The following is a 17,317-nucleotide window of genomic DNA, read 5'->3' as shown; positions in this document are numbered from 1 at the left end:
CGGATGCGATGTGGGGGCCGCCGTACGCGTCGGGTCCGGGCGGCCGGCGCCGCACTACTCCAGTAGTGCCCGCAGGTCCGGCCGCTTGACGTTGAACTTCCGGTAGATCCGGGTCAAGTGCTGCTCCACCATGCTGACCGTGACGCACAGCCTCCGGGATATCTGCCGGTTGGTGCATCCGTCGGCGGCGAGCTCGGCCACCCGGCGCTCCGCGTCGGTCAGTTCGGCGTCCGGGGCGCACGGCATGGACTGCCCGTCCCCGTCGGAGACTTCGCCGTCCAGGCCGTCGGAGCCGTCGTGCACGAAACCGTGGCCGGAGTGGCCCCACCGGCGGGCGAGGAGCTGCGCCTTGCGGGCAAGGATCCTGCCGCGCTCCGCCTCACCCGCCGCGCGTACGACCACGCTCTGGTCGGCCACGGCCCGTGCCAGCTCGAACGTGTCGCCGCAGTCCTGGAGCACCGCCACGGCTTCCCCGAGCAGTTCGGCCCGCTCCGGCGCCTCGTACGTCGCGGCCCGCACACGCAGCGTCATGCCCCGGGTGCGACCGTGCGCGGGCGTCGGCAACGCCATTTGCTGGTCGACCAGTTGGCGGGCCAGGAGCGACTCGCCGAGGGCCAGGTACGCCTCGGCGGCGCCGAGGCGCCAGGGTTCCAGGGCGGGCAGGTCCACACCCCAGCTGCTCATCCGCTTGCCGCAGGCGTAGAAGTCGCACAGGGCCGCGTAGTAGCAGCCGGTCGCCAGGTGGTAACGGCCCCGCGCTGCCAAGTAGTGCAGGCCGGTGCGGGTCTGGAACACCTCCTGCGGTACGGGACGTTCCAGGAGGGCCGCCGCCTCGTCGACGTCGCCCAGGGCTGCCTTGGCCTGAACGGCGGCGGCCAGCGGCAGGCCGACCGCCACTCCCCAGCCCTTCGGCCCGAGCAGGGCGAGGGCGGACTCGGCCTGCCGCGCGGCCGCCGCCGGGTCGCCCTGCCGCAGGTGGATCAGAGCGCGCTCCGCCGTGAACAGCGCCCGCCAGGTGGGGCTGTTCCGCTCGGTGGCCTGTGCGATCAGACCGTCGCACCAGGCTGCCGCCCGGTGCGGCCGGTCACGGTAGATCAGGGCGGCGAGCGCGGCCGTCTGCACCGCCACCGTGCGAGGTCCCAGCCGGTAGCGGTTCAGGGCTCTCTCGGCCGCGTCGGTGGCCCCTCGTTCACCGCCGTGCAGCAGCTCGGTCATCAGGACGCCCGCGCCCTGCAGTTCGGGGGTGACCGCCGGCGGGGTGGAGCTGCGCTGCTGGGGCAGGACGCCCGACCCAAGGCGCTCCTTGACGTGCCCGGGGTAGAGGTAGGCGCCCCACAGCCAGGGCGTGTCCAGGTCGGCCGCGTTCACCGGCCCCGCGCCTGCCGCGCCGGGGCCGGTGAGCGTGTCGATGGCGTCCAGGCCCTCCGTCACCCTGCCGTGCCACAGGAGGTGGGCGGGCAGCGGCGGGGCGGCGTACGCGCCGTCCGCGCGATCCGCGGCAAAGGCGTCGGCGGTGGGATCGGGCAGGTGTCGCAGTACCTTCGCGGGGTCAAGGCGCCACTCCGCGTCCGCCAGCGCGCCGACGACCGCCGCTCGCTGCGCCGCATCCCGGCATCGTCGGTGGGCCGCGCGCAGGTATCCCACGCCGGTCTCCACAGCGTCGTCGTCCAGGGCGAGCTGGGCCGCCTCGCGGAAGACGGGCACCGCCCACGGGGCGTCCGACCGGTCGGCGGCGACGAGGTGGGAGGCCACTTCGGTGGCCGGTGCGCCCTCCGCATGCAGCACGTCCGCCACCCGGCCGTGCAGGGCGCGGCGCTCCTCGGGCGCCATGCCGTCAAGGACGGCGTCCCGGAACGCCGGATGGCACAGGCGGCCCTCGTGCAGCACCGCTGTGACGGTCAGCTGGCGCACGGCCCGTGCGATGGTCGCCGGATCCACGTCGAGCAGCCGTCCGAGCAGGGCCGGTGAGGCGTGGCCCTCCAGCACGGCTACGGCGCGGGCGACTTCAGTGACCGGGGCCTCATGACGGTAGAGGAAGCTGAGCACCGCACGGCCGTAGGCCTCCCCTGCCATGTCGTCCGACCTGTCGGCCGTGCGGCGGTCGTCGATGAACGCCTGGACCAGGAGCGGGTGGCCGGCACTCATCTCGTGGACGACAGGGGTGAGGTCCTGGGCCGTCCGCTCGTCCAGATGCTGGGCGAGCAGGGCCGTCACCCCGGCCTTGGACAGCGGTTCGAGGCGGATCTGCCGCAGCGTGGGCTCGCGCAGGAACTCGCTGTCCAGGAGGGCGTTCGCCGCCTTCTGCTGGGCGTACTCGGTGAGGATCACGTGCAGAGGTGTCGAACGCAGCCGCCGGACCAGATAGAGGAGCCATCGCAGCGAGGCGGCGTCGGCGTGGTGTGCGTCGTCGACCGCGATCACGACGGGCCGCTCGTCGGCCAGGCCCCGCAACACGTCGCACAGTCCGCGCAGCGCGGGCGCGGCAAGCACCGGCCCGCCGTCGGCCCCGGCACCGGCACCGGCTGCCGTGGAATGTGGGGCGCCCGCCTCGTCGAGCCACCGCAGCGCGCGGTCGGCGCTCTCGGCGGGCAGACCGGGGCTGTGCAGCAGCTGGTCCACGATGCCAAGGGGCAGGTCACGTTCGGCACGACAGGCGGTAGCGGTCAGCATCAGCGCTCCGGAGCGGGCCAGGTGCTCCTCCCACGCGCGCAGCAGCGTGGTCTTTCCGGTGGCCACGGCGCCGCTGAGCACCACCAGGCTCCCGCGGGTGTGCGCGAGGCCGTCGAAAGCGCCCTGGAGGGCGGCCAGTTCCTCGGTCCGTTCGACCAGGGTCATTGCTCTGCCCCCATCGTGGTCCTCACCTGCCGCCGTGCGACGCGCCGCGGGGCCGGGCACTTCATCGGCTGCCCCACTCACGGTCGATCAGCGCGAACATGTCGTCGGCACTCGCCACGGACAGCTCGTTCTCCTCGTACGGCTCGCCTTGCGCACTGTCGTCGGTGGAGGCGGGACCGACGCCGACAGCGGCGCCCGAGTGCTTCCACAGCAGTGCCTGCAGCCGCCGCGTCAGGCCCCGGCGTCGGGGGTCGTCCGCCGCGAGACCGTCGAGGGCCGCCTCCAGGTCGTCCAGGTACCCGGCCGCCGGAAGCTCGCCCGCACCACCATCGGGCAGGACCCTCTCCAGGAGGTGCTCCGCCAGCGCACGCGGCGTCGGATAGTCGTAGACGAGCGTGGCCGGCAGGCGAAGTCCGGTGGCGGCGCGCAGCCGGTTGCGCAGCTCGACCACCACGAGGGAGTCGAAGCCGAGGTCCTTGAAGGCCCGTTCCGGCTCCACGTCCTGCCCCGGTTCGTAGCGCAGCACGGTCGCCACCTGCGTACGGACCATCTTCAGGAGGGCGCCGACCCGCTCCCGTACGGGCAGGGCGGCCAGCTCGCGGCGCAGTGCCGCGGCATCGGCCCCGTCGACGTCTTCTGACGACGCGTCGAGGATGCGCAGGGCCGCCGGCACTCCGTCGAGGAGACGGGTGGGGCGGGCCAGGGTGAACAGCGGAGCGAAGCGTTCCCACTCGATGTCGGCGACCAGCACATGCCCTTCGCCGCTGTCGAGGACCGAGCTCAGCGCACCGAGCGCCGTCCGGGGTTCCAGTGGCGGAAGCCCCTGCCGCCTGGAAAGTCCGGCCGCCCCGCGCGCCAGGTCACCGTCGTCGGGCAGATCCCAGATGCCCCAGCCCACCGAGGCCATCCGGGGGCCGCCTTCGGGCCGACGCTGCTGGGCCAGCGCGTCGAGGTAGGCGTTGGCGGCGGCGTGGGCACCGTGCTCCCTGCTGCCGAGGGTGGCCGCCACGGACGAGAAGAACAGCACGGTCTCCACCGGTCCGACACCGGCCAGTTCACCGAGGTCCCTGGCGGCGCTGGCGGCCAGGCCGAGCTCGTCGGGCGTGATCTCCGCCAGGGGCGCGAGTTCACCGGGCAGGGAGGTGTGGATGACCGTCCGTATCTGTACGTCCGTCAGCTCGCCGAGGGCCCGCGCGACCGCCGCCGGGTCGCCGGGTTCGCACGTCACCAGGGTCAGGACCGCGCCGTGCTCCGCCGCTTCGGCCGCGAGTGCGGGCTCGTCCCGGCTCCCGGTGCCGTCCGTGTCCAGGAGTACGACATGCTCGGCACCGGACGCCGCCAGCCACCGTACGACGTGGTCGGCGAGGTGGCCGACGCCGCCGGTCACCAGCACGGCTCCGTGCGGCCGGTGACGCGGCCCCGTTTCCTCGTCGGAGGCCGCGTCGGGCACCAGACGGCGGCCGAACACCCCGGCCCGGCGCAGTGCGACCTGGTCCTCGCCGCTTTCCCCGCACAGCACCGCGTACAACGAATCCGCGTCGAGCTGCGCCGGCTCGGCGGGCAGGTCCAGCAGGCCACCCCACAGCTCCGGGTGCTCCAGTGCCGCCACCCTGCCGAGCCCCCAGACCGGGGCCTGCGCCGGGGAGACGACCGGGTCGGTGTCCCCGCACGAGACTGCGCCGCTGGTGGCGCACCACAGGGGCGCATCGAGACCCGCGTCCAGGAGGGCCTGCACGAGCGTCAGTGTTTCCGTCAGGCCGTCGGTGCCCCGGGTGGGAGCGTCCGGCTGCTCGTCGAGGGCGAGCAGGGACAGCACACCGGCGGGCGGCGCGCTGCCCGCAGGCTCGGCCCGGCGGGAACGGAGCAGGTCCGCCACCTCCGCCCGGCCGAGGTGCGGGCCGACCTCGATGAGCGATACCGGGGTACCGGCCTGCTCCAGCGCCCGTGCGCAGGCCTGCGGCCAGGCTCCGGCACCGGACGTGGGGGCCACGATCAGCCAGGCTCCCGCGTGGGAGTCGTCCTGAGCCGTGGGAGGGGCGGTAGGAGAAGGGGCGGACGAAGAGGTGGGCGGGGTGGGCGAAGGGGTGGGTGGGGTGGGCGAAGGGGTGGGCGCCGCGAAGGTCGTTCGCTGCCAGTCGACGCGGTAGCGCCAGCCGTCGACGATCGACCGCTCGCGCCGCTCACGCCGCCACGTGGACAGGGCGGGGAACACCGTCTCGAGAGCCGCCCTGTGCTCGTCGTCCTTGAGGTGCAGGGTGTCGCAGAGCGCCTGGACGTCCTCGCCTTCGACGGCCGCCCAGAACCCGGCCTCTTCGCCGTCCGCCCGGGACCCCGCTTCGGGCGCCAGGATGTCAGCCAGCCAGAACCGACGCCCTTGGAAGGCGTAGGTGGGCAGGTCGACGGTGCGGGGCGCGGGGTCGGCCGGGAACCAGCCGGTCCAGTCCACCGCCATCCCCGCCGTGTGCAGGCGGGCCATCGCCTGTGCGAAAGCCGCCTCGTCCGGCTGGGTGGGGTGCAAGGAGGCGGTGACGATCGGCTCAGGACCACTCGACTCGTCCAGGATGTCCAGGGCGTCCAGGGTGTGCTGGGCGGCGGTCGTCAGCACCGGCGCCGGGCCCAACTCCATCAACACACCTGCACGCTCGCCCACTTGCACGATCGCGGGCTGGAACAGCACCGCCTGCCGCACATGCCGAGCCCAATACTCCGGTGTCGTGATCTCCTCGCCCGCTGGGAGGCCGGACACATTACTGATCAGCTCAATGACCGGCGCCTTGAACTCCACCGTACCGATCGCCTCGGTGAACTCCTCCAGCATCGGCTCCATCAACGCAGAGTGGAAAGCGTGGCTGACCTTCAGGGCCTTCGTCTTGCGCCCCCGCTCCCTCCACACTTCGGCGATCCGCTCAACATCTGCTGTCGCACCCGAAATCACCGTGGACTCAGGCGTATTGACAGCCGCCACACTCACGCCCGAACCCTCAAGCCCTTCGGACAACTCCTCAGGTGTCGCCTGCACCGCACACATCGCACCACCCGCAGGCAACCCACCCATCAACCGGGCCCGCGCACCCACCACACGACACGCATCAGCCAGATCGAAAACTCCCGCCACATGAGCAGCCGCAATCTCCCCGATCGAATGCCCGATCACCACATCAGGACGCACCCCCACCGACTCCCACAACCTCGCCAGACCCACCTGCAGCGCAAACAACCCCGCCTGCGCCCACATCGTGTGATCCAACCGCTCAGCCGGCCCACGGAAAACCACCTCCCGCAGAGCCCCCGACCCAACCCCCAACTCCCCCTCCACAAGGGAACACACCTCATCGAACACCCCCGCAAACACCGGGAAGCGTTCGTACAGCCCAGCACCCATCCCGACCAGCTGGCTCCCCTGGCCACTGAACAGCCACACCACATCCCCGCCCGCAACAGCCGGCGAAGCACTCGGACCGACCAGTGCGGGATGCGTCTCACCGGCAGCCAACGCCTCCAGAGCAGCCACCAACTCAGCACGCTCCGCACCCACCACCACAGCCCGATGCTCATGCACCGCACGCGACTTCAACAACGACCAACCCACGTCACGGGGCGTCGCCAACTGGGCGTCGGACGTCGCACGTTCGGCGAGTGCACCGGCCTGGGCCAGCAGCGCGTCACGACTGCGAGCGGACACCGCCCACGGCACCACGACATCGTCGGAGGCCTCGGGATCAGACACGGCGGCGTGCTGCGGCTCTTCGCCCGTGTCGGCCTGCTCAGGGGACTGTTCGGGGACGTCCTCGGGGACGTCCTCAGGGACCTGTTCCAGGATCAGGTGGGCGTTGGTGCCGCTGATGCCGAAGGAGGAGACGCCCGCCCGGCGGGGCCGGTCGGCCTGGGGCCACGGCACGGGGTCGCTGAGGAGTCGCACTCCCCCGCCCTCCCAGTCCACGTGGGGTGTGGGCCGGTCGATGTGCAAGGAGGCGGGCAGCACTCCTTGCCGCATGGCCATCACCATCTTGATGACACCCGCCACACCGGCGGCGGCCTGCGTGTGGCCGATGTTCGACTTCACCGACCCGAGCCACAGCGGACGCTCCGCCGACCGGCCCTGGCCGTAGGTGGCGAGGAGCGCGTTGCCCTCGATCGGGTCACCGAGGGTGGTGCCGGTGCCGTGCGCCTCCACGGCGTCCACGGCGTCCGGGGTGACGCGGGCGTTGGCCAGGGCCTGGCGGATCACCCGCTCCTGAGCTACCTCATTGGGGGCGGTCAGGCCGTTGCTCGCGCCGTCCTGATTGACGGCGGATCCTCGTACGACGCCGAGCACCTGATGCCCGTTGCGGCGCGCGTCGGAGAGACGCTCCAGGAGCACGAGGCCGACGCCTTCGGAGAAGCCGGTGCCGTCGGCGGCCTCGGCGAACGGCTTGCAGCGGCCGTCCGGGGCCAGACCGCGCTGGCGCGAGAACTCCACGAATGCCGTGGGCGTGGACAGCACGGTCACCCCACCGGCCAGGGCCAGCGCGCAGTCGCCCTGGCGCAGCGCCTGGCAGGCCAGGTGGATCGCCACCAGCGATGCCGAACACGCCGTGTCCAGCGTCACCGCAGGACCCTCCAGGCCGAACGTATAGGCGACGCGCCCGGAGATGACGCTGGCCAGGGTGCCGGTGGTGGCGTACCCCTCGACCTCCGAAGGCACCCGTGACCCGGACATGTAGTCCTGGCTCGACACCCCCGCGTACACACCCGTGAGGCTGTCCCTGAGCGCCGCCGGGTCGATGCCCGCCCTCTCGAACAGCTCCCAGGCCACTTCGAGGAGCACCCGCTGCTGGGGATCGGCGGCGAGCGCCTCGCGCGGATTCACCCCGAAGAAGTCGGCGTCGAACAGCGTGGCGTCCCGCAGGAACCCGGCCTCGCGCACATAGGTGGTGCCCGGGTGGTCCGGGTCGGGGTGGTAGAGGCCGCCCACGTCCCAGCCACGGTCGGCGGGGAACTCCTCGATGGCGTCGCCGCGCGAGGTGACCAGGTCCCACAGCTCCTCCGGCGACGTCACACCGCCCGGGTACCGGCAGGCCATCGCGACGATGGCCACCGGTTCCCGCTGTCGCTCCTCCATCTCGCGCAGGCGCTGACGGGTCTGTCCGAGATCCGCCGTGACTCGCTTCAGATAGTGGCGAAGCTTGTCCTCCGTACCCGGCTTGTCTTCTGTACCCGGCATGTCTTTTCCACTCCCGATCAAGAAGGCAGTTCCCGGTCGATCAGCTCGAAGAGTTCGTCGTCCGACGCGGATTCGAGGTCTTCGTTCTCGGCGGCGTCGCCGCCGTCGGCCCCCGTGCCCGTCGCGCTGTCGTCCAGGCGCCACAGCAGGCTCTGGAGCCGTGTCACCAGGCGGCCACGGGTGTCCTCGTCGTGCAGGTGTCCCGCGATCACCGTCTCCAGCTTGTCCAGCTCGCCGAAGAGGGGTGCCGACGGGTCGGCCGCCGCCGGGCACAGGTTCTGGCGCAGGTCCTCGGCGATGGCGGACGGGGTGGGGTGCCGGAAGATGAACGTGGCGGGCAGGCGCAACCCGGTCGACGCCGAGAGGCGGTTGCGCAGTTCAACCGCGGTGAGGGAGTCGAAGCCGAGGTCCTTGAAGGGGACGTCGGCACGCACGGCGTCCGTACCGGCATGCCCGAGAACCGCGGCCGCGTGGGTCCGCACCAGGTCGAGCAAGGTGCGGCGCTGTTCCTCCGCGGTGAGCACAGAGAGTTGCCCGGCCCAGTCGATGTCCGGTCCGGCACTGGCCGCCGTCGGCCGCGTGAGGCCCTGGCCTGCGGCGAAGGCGCGCAGCAGCGCGGGCAGCGCCGCGGCGGATCGGCTCGCCAGGACGCGGGTGTCGAGGTCGGCGGCTACCAGGTGCGGGTGGCCGTGCCGGTACGCGGCGTCCAGCAGGGCCAGGCCTTGTTCGGTGCTCATGGCCTTGACCCCGCTGCGGCCCATCCGGGCGACGTCGGTGTCGCTCAGCCCGCCGGTCATGCCGCCCGATGCTCCGCTCGATGTCTCCCACAGGCCCCACCCGACCGAGAGGCCCGCCAGGCCGGCGGTCCGGCGGTGTTGCATCAGTGCGTCGCAATAGGCGTTCGCCGCTGCGTAGTTGGCCTGTCCGGGGCTACCGAGTGTCGCGGCAGCCGAGGAGAAGACGACGAACAGGCCCAGGCGCAGGCTTCGGGTCGCCTCGTGCAGGTTCGCGGCAGCCGCGGCCTTGGCCGACCACACCCGTCCCAGGCTCTCGGGTGTCTGCGCGGTCACGACCGCGTCCTCCAAGACACCGGCGGCGTGGACGATGCCCGTGAGGGGGTGGGAGGGATCCGTCTTGCCGACCAGTTCCGCCACCGAATCGGCGTCACTGACGTCGGCGGCGACGATGGAGACCTCGGCACCCAACGCCCCGAGCCTGTCTGCCAGTTCACTGCTGCCAGGCGCATCGGGGCCGCGTCGGCTGGTGAGCAGCAGGTGCCGTACTCCCCATTCTCGTACGAGATGTTCCGCGACCTGCTGCCCCAGCGCACCGGTGCCACCGGTGATCAGCACCGTGCCCTCGGGATCGAGGGCAGGCGGGATCTCAAGGACCAGCTTGCCGGTGTGCTTGGCCTGGCTCATGAACCGGAACGCCTCCCGCGCCCGGCCCAACGGCCACGCGCGTACGGGCAGGGGTGCGAGGGCGCCGGAGGCGAACCGCTCGCCCAGTTCACTCATCATGACCTTGATCCGGTCCGGCCCGGCATCGGTGACCAGGTCGTACACGGTGTACGCGACGCCGCGATATTCGGCAGCCACTCCCTCGGGGCTGCGCAGATCGGTCTTGCCCATTTCCAGGAACCGGCCGCCGTCCGCCAGGAGTCGCAGCGAGGCGTCGATGAACTCGCCGGTGAGGCTGTTGAGTACGACGTCGACTCCTCGCCCACCGGTGGCCCGGCGAATCGACTCCTCGAAATCGAGATCGCGCGAGGAAGCACGGTGAGCGGCATCGACACCCATGTCCTCCAGCACGTCATGCTTGGCAGGACTGGCCGTGGCATACACCTCAGCACCCAGATGACGGGCGATCTGCACCGCCGCCATCCCCACACCACCCGTACCGGCATGGATCAACACCGACTCGCCCGCCCGCAGACGACCCAACTCCACCAAGCCGTACCAAGCCGTCAGGAACGCCACCGGCATTCCGGCTGCCTGGCGCATGTCCCACCCTTGCGGCACCGGAGCGATCATCCGCGTGTCCGCCACGGCCACGGGTCCGAAGCAGCCACCGAGTACGCCCATGACCTGGTCGCCGATCGACAGGTGGGTGACGTCAGGACCGACCTCCGTCACGATGCCGGCACCTTCACCTCCCAGGCCGATCTGTCCCGGCACCATGCCGAGACTGACCAGGACGTCGCGGAAGTTGATGCCCGCGGCGTGCATCTCCAGGCGTACCTGACCGGCACCCAACGGCTCGAGGAGCTCCGGGCAAGCGGCCGGCGCCACACCCTCCAGGGTCTGGGCCTGCCCCATGTCCAGACGCCAGGCACGCTCGGTGGGCGCTGCGATCAGCGCGCCGCCGGTGGCGCGGACCAGTCGCGGAACCAGGTACTCCCCGTCGTGTAGGGCGAGTTGGGGCTCGTCCAGCTCTTCGACGGCGTGGCGCAGGAGGGCCTGCGGCAACTCAGCGCCGTCGTAGTCCATGTCGTCGACCAGGACGAAGCGGCCCGGGTTCTCCGACTGGGCACTACGCACCAGACCCCACACAGCAGCGGCAGACGCATTCACCGGACTATCACCATCGGTGGCCACCGCACCCCGCGTCACCACCACCAGACGCGACTCCGACAGCTCCTCGGCCGCCAAGAACTCCTGCACCAGAGCCAACACCCGCTCAGCCACCGGAAGACCATCACCGGCAGCGGCCGCTTCGACCGGAGCAACCACCGCCCACGGCACCTCACCACCAGCCCGCACCACACCAGCCAGACCCACACCCTCTGCGAGCCTCACCCAACCACCGGCACCCGACACATCCAGCAGCTCAGGCACCGGAAGCGGCGTCCAATCCACCGTGAACAGGCCGTCGTCGCGTGCCTGCGCGGCCTGCAACTGTCCGACGTCGGCCGGGCGCAGCGTCACCGATCCCACGCTCAGGACCTTCGTACCGGCGGCGTCGGTGACCAGTACCCGTACCTCCCGCTCGGTCTCGTCGTGTTCGCCGGGCGAGAGGCGTACCCGTACGGTCCCGGCACCCGCGGCCCACAGAGCGACCTGATTCCAGGTGAAGGGCAGCCAGATCTTGCTGTCGTCCTGCGGCTGACCTGTCCAGTCGAGCAAGAGGGCCGGGTGGAGGGCGGCGTCCAAGAGTGCGGGGTGGATTCCATAGCCGTCTTGAGTACCAGCGGCCTCCGGCAGCGCGATCTCGGCCAGCAGGTCCTTGCCGTGCCGCCACACCTTGCGCAGACCCTGGAACGACGGCCCGTACACGTAGCCCGCCGCGGCCACCCGCTCGTAGAAGCCCTCCACGTCCACCGGCACCGCACCCGTGGCGGGCCACACTCCGGCCAGTCCGTCGGGCACGTCGGCCGTGGATTCGGGGACGAGCACTCCGGTGGCGTGGCATACCCAGGAGTCGTCGGCTCCAGCTTCCGCGTCAGCGCGGCTGTAGATCCGCACCTCACGCTGCCCATCCTCCGCCGGCGCATCGACCACCACCTGCACCCGCAGCCCGGACGCTTCAGGCACCACCACGGGCGCCTGCAACATCAACTCCTCCAGCAGCGCACAGCCGACCTCATCACCGGCCCGCAGCGCCCACTCCACCAACGCCGCACCCGGCACCAACACCGTGCCCGCCACCACATGATCAGCCAGCCACGACACACCCGACCGCGACACCCGACCCGTCAGCAGACAACCACCCCGGTCAGCGAACTCCACCGCCGCACCCAACAACGGATGCCCAGCCGCCACCAACCCCAGACCCGCAACATCCCCACCATTAGACCTACCCGCCAGCCAAAACCGCTCCCGCTGAAACGCATACGTCGGCAAATCGACAACACGGGGCACGGGGTCGGCGGGGAACCAGCCGGTCCAGTCCACGGCGATCCCCGCCGTGTGCAGACGGGCCATCGCCTGCAAGAACGCCTCATCCTCCGGCCGCTCTCCCGCCAGCGAGGACACAAGAACCAGCTCGGACCCATCGCCCCGGACCGCATCGTCCAGGGTGTGCTGGGCGGCGGTGGTCAGTACCGGCGCAGGGCCCAATTCGACAAACACACCCGCACGCTCAGCCACTTGGGCGACCGCGGGCTGGAACAGCACCGCCTGCCGCACATGCCGCGCCCAATACGCCGGGGACGTAACCTCCTCGCCCGCAGGGAGGCCGGACACATTGCTGATCAGCTCAATGACTGGCGCCTTGAACTCCACCGTGCCGATCGCCTCGGTGAACTCCTCCAGCATCGGCTCCATCAACGCAGAGTGGAAAGCGTGGCTGACCTTCAGGGCCTTCGTCTTGCGCCCCCGCCCCCTCCACACTTCGGCGATCCGCTCAACATCTGCTGTCGCACCCGAAATCACCGTGGACTCAGGCGTATTGACAGCCGCCACACTCACACCCGAACCCTCAAGCCCATCGGACAACTCCTCAGGTGTCGCCTGCACCGCACACATCGCACCACCCGCAGGCAACCCGCCCATCAACCGGGCCCGCGCACCCACCACACGACACGCATCAGCCAGATCGAAAACTCCCGCCACATGAGCAGCCGCAATCTCCCCGATGGAATGCCCGATCACCACATCGGGACGCACCCCCACCGACTCCCACAACCGAGCCAGACCCACCTGCAGCGCAAACAACCCCGCCTGCGCCCACATCGTGTGATCCAACCGCTCAGTCGGCCCACGGAAAACCACCTCCCGCAACGAGCCCGACCCAACCCCCAACTCCCCCTCCACAAGGGAACACACCTCATCAAACGCCCCCGCAAACACCGGGAAACGCTCGTACAACCCAGCACCCATCCCCACCAACTGACTGCCCTGACCACTGAACAGCCACCCGACGTCACCACTCGGAACCACCACAGAGCCCTGGGTTGCCGTCAGCGCCGGATGGGCTTCTCCGGCAGCCAACGCCCCCAGTCCCGCCAGCAACTCGGCCCGGTCCCGGCCTGCCACTACCGCGCGCTCTTCGAACAGGGAGCGCGAACGCAGCAGGGACCAGCCCACATCCGGTATCGCCACATCAGCGTTGACCGATATCGCATCGCTCAGGCGCTGCGCTTGGTCGCGGAGGCCCTGCGGGCTGCGCGCCGAAAGCACCCAGGGCATCACGGCGCCCTCGCCGTCGGAGATGCCATCGGCCTGCGACTCGTGCGTCGGCTCCGGAGCGCATTCGATGATCAGGTGGGCGTTGGTTCCCGAGGCACCGAAGGAGGAGACACCCGCTCGCCTCGGACGATCCACCTCGAGCCACGGCACCGACTCATGCGCCAACCGCACCGCGCCCGCATCCCAGTCCACATGCGGCGACGGCTCATCCACATGCAAACTCCCCGGCACCACACCATGCCGCATCGCCATCACCATCTTGATGACACCCGCCACACCCGCCGCAGCCTGCGTATGACCAATGTTCGACTTCACCGAACCCAGCCACAACGGACGCTCCACCGACCGACCCTGCCCATACGTCGCCAACAACGCCTGCGCCTCAATCGGGTCACCCAACGTCGTACCCGTGCCATGACCTTCCACGACATCCACATCGCTGGCATTCAGACGGCCACTGGCCAGCGCCTGACGAATCACCCGCTCCTGCGACGGACCATGCGGAGCCGTCAGACCATTGCTCGCACCGTCCTGATTGACGGCGGATCCTCGTACGACACCGAGCACTTGATGTCCGTTGCGGCGCGCGTCCGACAGTCGTTCCAGGAGGAGTACGCCGACGCCTTCGCCCCAGCCCGTGCCATCGGCGGCGGCTGCGAACGGCTTGCAGCGGCCGTCCGGAGCCAGGCCGCGCTGACGCGAGAAGCCGGTGAAGACCTCGGGCGTGGCCATGACGGTCACGCCGCCCGCGAGGGCGAGATTGCACTCGCCCTGACGCAACGCCTGCGCCGCCAAGTGGATCGACACCAACGAGGAAGAACACGCCGTGTCCACCGTCACCGCAGGACCCTCCAGGCCCAAGGTGTAGGACACCCGACCCGACACCACACTGCCCGAACCGGCCAGCATGGAGTAGCCCTCCAGCTGGGCGTCCTGGCCGCTCGCCAGGCCCGCCGCGTAGTCGTGGTACATCACGCCCACATAGGTGCCGGTCAAGCTGCCCTTGAGCGTGGTCGGGTCGATGCCCGCACGCTCGAACACCTCCCACGACGCTTCGAGCATCAGTCGCTGCTGCGGGTCCATTGCCAGGGCCTCGCGCGGGTTGATCCCGAAGAACGCCGCGTCGAAGTCGCCCGCGTCGGGGAGGAAGGCCCCTTCATTGGCGTAGCTGGTGCCGGGGTGGTCCGGATCGGGGTGGAACAGGCGCTCCAGGTCCCAGCCCCGGCCCGTCGGAAACTCCCCGACGGTGTCCACGCCCGCGGCGACCAGGTCCCACAGCCCCTCCGGCGAGGTCACGCCGCCCGGGTATTTGCAGGCCATCGCGACGATCGCCACGGGGTCGTCGGTCCCGGTCCCGGTCGCGGGAAGCGCGACGGGAGCCGAGGGGGCCGCCAGGCCGCCCAGCCGGGTGCACAGGTAGGTGGCGAGGGCCTGCGGGGTGGGGTGGTCGAAGGCCATCGTGGCGGGCAGGCGGAGTCCGGTGACCGCCGACAGGCGGTTGCGCAGCTCCACCGCCGTCAGTGAATCGAAGCCCAGCTCCTTGAAGTTGGCCTCGGTGCGTACGTCGGCCGCCGACCGGTGTCCGAGCACGGCGGCGACGCAGTCACGTACGACATCGGCGACGGCGGCCCGACGCCCGGCCTCGTCCAGGCCCGCGAGCCGTGTCTCCAGCGCGGCCTTGTCCACGGAGGAGCCACCCGCTGCCCTGCGCCGGGTCCGCCCGGCCAGGTCCCGCAGGATCGCGGGCATGGTGTCCCCGCCCAGACTCCGTACGTCGATACCGGCCGCGACCAGCAGGGAGGTGTGCGCGGCAACGGTCCGCGCCGCGTCGAGGAGGGCCAGGCCCTGCTCGTCCTGGAGCGGCTTCATCCCACCGGCACGCAGCCGCGCCAGGTCGGCCTGGTCGAGGTGGCGTGTCATGGCGCTGCCGCGCGCCCACAGACCCCAGGCGACCGAGAGGCCGGGCCGGCCGGCGTCGCGGCGGTGGGCGACCAAGGCGTCGACGAAGGCGTTGGCGGCCGCGTATCCGGCCTGGCCCGCGTTGCCGAGGACACCGGCGGCGGAGGAGAACATCAGGAACAGGCTCAGGGGCACGTGCGCGGTGGCCGCATCCAGATTGGCGGCCACCGCTGCCTTGGCGGCCCACACCCTGGCCAGTTGGCCGGACGTCTGCGCGGTGACCACGGCGTCGTCCAGGACGCCCGCGGCGTGGATCACGCCGGTCAGCGGATGCGCCGGGTCGACCTCCGCGACCAAGTCTGCGGCGGCCTGCCCATCGGTGAGGTCGGCCGCGACGACCCGTACGTGGGCGCCAAGCGCAGTCAACCGGTCGGCGAGGTCGTCGGCCTCGGGCGCGGCGGGGCCCTGTCGACTGACGAGCAGCAAGTGGCGCACCTGCCAGGCACGGACCAGGTGTTCGGCGACGAGGCCACCCATCATGCCGGTGCCGCCCGCGATCAGGACGGTGCCGTCCGGGTCGAGGGTCGCAACGGTGTCGGCTCCGGTGGGGACGGCGCCGGCGCGTGCGAGGCGTGGGGCCACCGTCCGTCCCGCGCGCAGGGCGAGTTGCGGCTCCCCGGTGGCGAGGGCCCGCGCGACGGTCTCGCGGTCCGTGCCGTGATCGGTGTCCAACAGGACGAAGTGGCCCGGATGCTCGGCCTGTGCGCTGCGTACGAGTCCCCACAGGGCGGCGGCGGGTACGTCGACGGCCTCGGTGCTCTCGTCGTCGTCCGCCGGCACCGCCACGGCGTGGTGTGTGATCAGTACGAGCCGGGCCTCGGCGAGACGCGGTTCGGCCAGCCAGTCCTGCACCAGGCGCAGCGCGCGCTCGGCCACGGCGTGCCCGCACGCGTCGACTGCTTCTTCGGGACCGGCGGCAGTGTCGACGGTCGTTTCGACGAACACGGTGGCGGGGGCCTGTGCCCCCTCGTCGAGCGCCGCCACCAGTGCCGTCAGGTCCGGGTGGTGGAGGGTGTCCGCTCCGGCCGCCCAGTCCGGCACATCCTGCCCCAGCACCATCCAGCCGCCGTCGCGGTCGCCCTCTGCCGCCACCGTTGGGGGCACAGCGGTCCACTCCAGAGTGAACAGCCCGTTGGTACCAGCGCCTGCCTTGCCGGGCGAGCGCAGCTGCTCGGGATCGACGGGGCGCAGCGCCAGGGAGTCCGCGCTCAGCACCGGCGCCCCGGCCGCGTCGGCCACGCTCACGCGCAGCCCGGGGCCGCCCTCGGTGCCCTGATCCGGATACGGGGACAGGCACACCCGAACCGTCGTGGCGCCGGTGGCCCACAGGGACACCCCACTCCACGCGAACGGCAGCCTGAGTTCCCCGGCATCCCCGGGTGCGCTCCCGTCGAGCAGCAGGGCCGGATGCAGCGCGGCGTCCAGAAGTACGGGGTGGATGCCGAAGCCGTCATGGGCACCGGCCTGTTCGGGCAGCGTCACTTCGGCAAGGAGGTCCGATCCGTGCCGCCACACCGCGCGGAGCCCTTGGAACGCCTGGCCGTAGTCGTACCCGGCCGCTGATGCCTTCTCGTAGAGATCGCCGATCTCCACCGGCTCGGCGCCCGCCGGGGGCCACTGCCCGCTCAGTCCGTCCGGCACCACGCCGGAGTCGGGGCTCAGCACACCGGCCGCATGGCACAGCCAGCCCTCGTCCCGACCCAGTTCCTCATCGGAGTCGAGTCGGGAGAAGACATGCACTTCACGCTGTCCGCCCTGCTCGTCCGCCGCGCCCACGACGACCTGGACCTGCAAGCCCCCTGAGTCGGGCAGCACGACCGGTGCCTGCAGCGTCAGTTCGTCCAGGGTGGGGCAGCCCACTTCGTCCCCGGCCCGCAACGCCCATTCCACCAGCGCGGCGCCCGGCACAAGCGTCGTGCCCGCCACGGCGTGATCGGCGAGCCAGCCGCCACCACCGGCCGACTCGAGGCGACCGGTCAACACGAGCGAACCGTCGGCCAGCGCCAGCGCCGCGGGCAGCAACGCGTGCTCGAGCCGCCGCAGTCCCGCCGCCCGTACGTCTCCGACGCCGTCGACCTCCAGCCAGTAGCGCTGGCGTTGGAAGGCGTAGGTGGGCAGGTCGATGGTGCGGGGGGTGGGGTCGGTCGGGAACCAGCGGCGCCAGTCGATGTCGGCTCCGGCCGTGAAGGCC

The 17,317-nt window shown here is 71.3% G+C and carries 2 protein-coding genes and 1 pseudogene; all 3 read right to left on the bottom strand.

The window, feature by feature from the left end; translation table 11 throughout:
- Nucleotides 1–54: 54 nt before the first annotated feature.
- A complete protein-coding gene (locus tag ACFUPX_RS41955; RefSeq protein WP_383334617.1) occupies nucleotides 55–2,835 on the bottom strand; it encodes an AAA family ATPase in 2,781 nt (926 codons plus the stop codon).
- 61 nt (nucleotides 2,836–2,896) lie between these two features.
- Nucleotides 2,897–8,017, bottom strand: a pseudogene (locus ACFUPX_RS41950) (beta-ketoacyl synthase N-terminal-like domain-containing protein); the annotation flags it as partial.
- A gap of 38 nt (nucleotides 8,018–8,055) precedes the next feature.
- On the bottom strand, nucleotides 8,056–17,317 hold a 9,262-nt coding region (locus ACFUPX_RS41945), incomplete at its 5' end, for an SDR family NAD(P)-dependent oxidoreductase (protein WP_383334615.1).

Origin of the sequence: Streptomyces sp. NPDC057302, assembly GCF_042667685.1 — a bacterium.
Taxonomy (GTDB): Bacteria; Actinomycetota; Actinomycetes; order Streptomycetales; family Streptomycetaceae; genus Streptomyces.
The sequence above is the reverse complement of the archived record's forward strand: the minus strand, read 5'-3'. Positions and strand labels throughout refer to the sequence as shown.

Excerpts from the sequence above, each read along its gene's own strand:
- ACFUPX_RS41955 (WP_383334617.1), bottom strand. The coding sequence starts at position 2,835 with ATGACCCTGGTCGAACGGACCGAGGAACTGGCCGCCCTCCAGGGCGCT.